At 34.1% G+C, this 3278-nt stretch carries 3 protein-coding genes and 2 pseudogenes; 4 read left to right on the top strand and 1 reads right to left on the bottom strand.

The genetic code is table 11. The features are described 5' to 3' along the window. Nucleotides 1–161, bottom strand: a pseudogene (locus tag AMDU4_RS12745) (hypothetical protein); the annotation flags it as partial. A 75-nt stretch (nt 162–236) separates the two neighbouring features. Here AMDU4_RS12745 and AMDU4_RS12750 point away from each other — a divergent pair. The 4 genes and pseudogenes from AMDU4_RS12750 to AMDU4_RS12765 all read left to right on the top strand — a co-directional run. After that, nucleotides 237–1322, top strand: coding sequence for a transposase (locus AMDU4_RS12750; RefSeq protein ID WP_021788349.1), 1086 nt, complete (start codon nt 237–239; stop codon nt 1320–1322). Between the two features lie 62 nt (nt 1323–1384). Beyond that, nucleotides 1385–1546: pseudogene (locus AMDU4_RS12755) on the top strand (IS200/IS605 family transposase); the annotation flags it as partial. Nucleotides 1547–1619: 73 nt separating this feature from the next. After that, complete coding sequence (locus tag AMDU4_RS12760) at nt 1620–2813, top strand: RNA-guided endonuclease TnpB family protein (protein WP_021788350.1); 1194 nt, start codon at nt 1620–1622, stop codon at nt 2811–2813. Between the two features lie 201 nt (nt 2814–3014). Beyond that, nucleotides 3015–3278 (top strand): ATP-grasp domain-containing protein (locus tag AMDU4_RS12765; RefSeq protein ID WP_306766129.1); only part of this gene is annotated, 264 nt, incomplete at its 3' end.

Here is a 3278-nt window from a genome sequence, read left to right on the forward strand (position 1 = left end):
CCGTGGGCTCCATGAAGTTCTATACCATCAAATCNTGCTCTGTAGGCTATTTCAGCTGCATTAAGGAATTTGTTTTCGACCCTTTTTATGTCTTCTTTAGTCATNTCAGCCGGCAAACTTCCAAGATAATCAACGGTGGAGGGAGCAAATATGGATTCCTTATTATAGTGTGGATTGGCCTTTCCCCCAGCATGTACAGTAGATCAAAAATATATTTCAGCTGACAATTGTCTGGCATGAGTCTACCGACTTTGATGATGAAAAACATGCCAGACAGAGCCCATACTACAGGAAGTTACATAAATTTTGTGCAGTCCATAAAGGAATCTCTCAACTTTGGAGATTCCAGGAGCGAGAACCTTACCCTTAAAACGGTTCTTCTGGCCTGCATGGATAACAGCTATGTTGAGGGATCATCTCAACTTACAGGTATATCCGGACAGACTGTGAGGAATCATCTCCGTGATAAGAATCCGGAAGGACTGCTACAGATCAATGCAGATCTTATTGCCACAATGAGAAAGAAAGGATTCTTCAGGAAACCTCTCATCATCGCCATAGACTGGCACGACGAGATGTATTATGGTGACATTGAAACAGAGGGAATAATAGGCACAAAGAATAAGGCCGGAACCAATTATGCATATGAATATGCCACTGCATCCATAGTGATAAAGGGAATCAGATTCGTTATTGCCGTTATCCCGGTCAGGGAGAGGACAATCCTGAGTATGGTATCAAAGCTTCTGGATATCATTGAATCACATGGCATAAAGATCAATTCTCTCCTGATGGATGGTGGATTCTATTCCATAGACTTGATTAATTACCTGAATTCCACAGGCATGAAATTCGTAATGCATGCACCTAAGCTTGGCAAAGAATGTAAGGGGGAAGAAATAGACATGGAATATAGGACATCTTCACATCATAGGAGAAAGAAGAATCAGGCTTCATTTCGTATCGTTTCCATATATGGGCATAGCAAGAAAGGCACGATGCTGTATGTATTCGCAACAAACATGGATATTTCACCGAAGAAGCTACTTAAATTGTATAGAAAAAGATGGGGAATTGAAACGGGATATCGCATGATTAGAAAGTTCCTTGCAAGAACAACATCTAAAAGACATGACATAAGGCTGCTGTATTTCTATCTTGCAATTCTCCTGTACAACATGTGGGTTCTGTTGAATATTATATCCAGAGTGAAGACAATAGCTGATAACATGAGGGTATTCATCGCATCAAAACTGATTGGAGCCAATCCCTTTGTTACCGATCTTGTTCGGTCAAATGGGCACTCTGGAGGTGATTTTTGATCTACTGGTTAGAGGGGGGATGAAAGTGCAAATTTTATAGCCTATTAAGTTATTATACAACTATGTCACCATATAATCTGGATAAGGGTCAGCATTCAGTGTACTCTTTGTATTACCACTTTATTCAGGTTGTAAAATACAGAAAGAAAGTATTTTTAAGGGAAATATCAGAAACATTCAATGTTGATGTACTGGATATAGAATGCGATAAGGATCATTCCCATAATGGTGTTATGGTTAAAATCATTATACAAGATGTTTTAAAAGAATATGTAGACTCACAGGAGGCAAAAAGGCATGAGGGCTTATAAATTCAGAATATACCCGAATAAAGAGCAAATCAAAAAGATAGATTATATTCTTGATTTATCCTATAATTTATACAATGCAATGTTAGAACAGAGAAAGATGGCATATGAATTAAAGAAGGATTTTTATTATAATATAAATGTTAATTATACATACCAGCAGAATCAATTACCAGAGTTAAAAAATGAATTCCCTGAATATAAATATATATATTCACAGGTACTTCAGGATGTTGCAAATAGGTTAGACAAAGCATATGATAATTTCTTTAGAAGAATAAATGAAAAGGAAAAAGGTAAAAAAATAAAAGCAGGTTTTCCAAGATTTAAATCAAAGAAAGTATACAAATCATTTACATATACACAATCTGGATTTGAAATATTAGATAAAACACATTTAAAATTATCAAAAATAGGAAAAATAAGAATGTTCAAGCATAGAGAAATCAATGGAGAAATAAAGGGATTAACAATAAAAAGGGAGAATACAGGAAAATACTATGCTATATTCACTGTTAATGAAAATAATAATATAAATTATTCACTAATTCCTGATAAACCAATAGGTTTCGATTTAGGATTGTTATCATTAATAAAAACAAGCAATGATGAAGATATAGAACCACCAAAATATTTAAGAAAATCGGAAAAGAAATTAAAAAAATTGCACAGGAGTTTATCAAGGAAAAATAAAGGATCAAAAAACAGGGAGGAAGCAAGAATACAATTAGCAGGGATGGATAATCATATTTCAAATCAGAGGAATGACTTTGCACAGAAATTATCAAATAAATTAATAAAAGAATATAATTTTATAGCATTTGAGGACTTAAATATAAACAATATGGTTAAAAACCATAAATTGGCAAAGAGCATAGAGGATGCATCATGGGGTAGCCTTATAAAAGATATAATTTACAAGGCTGGGAGTGCCGGTAAATCATATCTTAAGGTTAATCCTAAATACACATCAATGAAATGCTCAAAATGTGGAAATATAAAAAATGATTTAACATTGGATGATAGAACATATCATTGTGATGTATGTGGTATTACCATTGATAGGGATTTAAATGCGGCAATAAACATATTAAATGATGCTATAGATAAGATATTTAAAATGTTTATAATAAAACATAAAAAAAAGAGTAGGCACGGACTGTCGCCGATTTTATGCCCGTAGAGGCTCAACCTCTGCAATGCAAGTTGAGTTGTTGAAGCGGGAAGCCCCATGCGTTAGCCTGGGGAGGATGTCACTGGGATTTAATCATTTAAATATATACAACATGGAGAAAATATCTGACAAGTTGAAAAACTTTGAGCATAAAACTTATTCCCTAAAAAATAATATTAAATATGCTTTATTAATATATTATGGATTGCAATGAATCTTTATGAATATATGGGTAAGGAAATATTCAGGAAATATGGAATACCAGTACCCGAGGGATATGTAATAGAAAATGTTGGCGAACTTAGAAAATTTGAATATCCAGTTGCTATTAAATCACAGATTCTTTCTGGAAAAAGGGGTAAGGCGGGTGGAATTAAATTTGCAAAGAATGGCAAAGAGATGTCAGCGTATGCAGATCACTTACTCAATTCCACTATAAACAATCTTACAGTAAAGAAATTGCTTATAGAAAGG

The organism is Ferroplasma sp. Type II (assembly GCF_000496155.1).

Bases quoted from the DNA above. Each gene is read 5' to 3' on its own strand.
- AMDU4_RS12750 (WP_021788349.1), top strand. From the start codon at position 237: ATGAGTCTACCGACTTTGATGATGAAAAACATGCCAGACAGAGCCCAT.
- AMDU4_RS12760 (WP_021788350.1), top strand. From the start codon at position 1,620: ATGAGGGCTTATAAATTCAGAATATACCCGAATAAAGAGCAAATCAAA.